This is a genomic window from Synechococcus sp. R6-5, from assembly GCF_047461775.1.
In the GTDB taxonomy this organism is placed as follows: domain Bacteria; phylum Cyanobacteriota; class Cyanobacteriia; order Thermostichales; family Thermostichaceae; genus Thermostichus.
The window spans coordinates 1-693 of the sequence record NZ_JANSHV010000384.1; the positions used below are offsets into that span (position 1 = coordinate 1).

Below are 693 nucleotides of genomic sequence, written 5' to 3' on the forward strand. Positions count from 1 at the left end.
GAGAGTTCAGCGTGAATGTATCAGGACGACGGTGTGTTCATCACCCTAGAAGGCGGGGAAGGGGTGGGCAAAACCACCCAACAGGCCCTCTTGGTTGAGCGGCTGCGCCAAGAAGGCTACGCTTGCCTGTGTACCCGCGAGCCGGGGGGCACGGCGCTGGGCGAAACGCTGCGGGAGCTGTTGCTGCACGGGGATCCCTTTAGCCCTCTGGCGGAGTTGCTCCTGTACGCGGCGGATCGGGCTGAACACGTGAGCAAAGTCATCGCGCCGGCTCTGGCGGCAGGGCAGGTGGTGGTTTGCGACCGCTTTACCGATTCCACCTTGGCCTATCAAGGCTATGGCCGGGGCATAGATCTGGATCTGATCCGGCAGCTCAACCGATGGGTCACCGACGGGCTACAGCCGGATCTCACCCTGTGGCTGGATCTGCCCCCCGAGGTGGGGCTAGAACGGGCTCGCTCCCGTTCTTCTGGCGCAGTTGAGCTAGCGGTGCAGAGCACTAACGAGCAAGAAGGCCTAGAGTTCCACCGGCGGGTTTACTGCGGATTCGAAACCCTGGCCGCCGCAGAACCACAGCGGATTGTCCGCATTTCAGCCCAGGGATCCCCGGCAGAGGTGGCTGCGCGGATTTGGTCGGTGGTGAAGCCTCGTTTAGCTAGGCCGCCGTTCGCGCTAGCGGGACGGAGTCCTTGA

1 protein-coding gene is annotated in these 693 nt (G+C 63.2%); it reads left to right on the forward strand.

All coding sequences use genetic code 11. The features are described from left to right. The first annotated feature begins 33 nt into the window (after positions 1–33). Positions 34–693 carry a dTMP kinase gene (gene tmk / locus NW818_RS13890; protein ID WP_414350315.1) on the forward strand — a complete coding sequence of 220 codons (660 nt, stop codon included), beginning with the start codon at positions 34–36 and terminating at the stop codon, positions 691–693.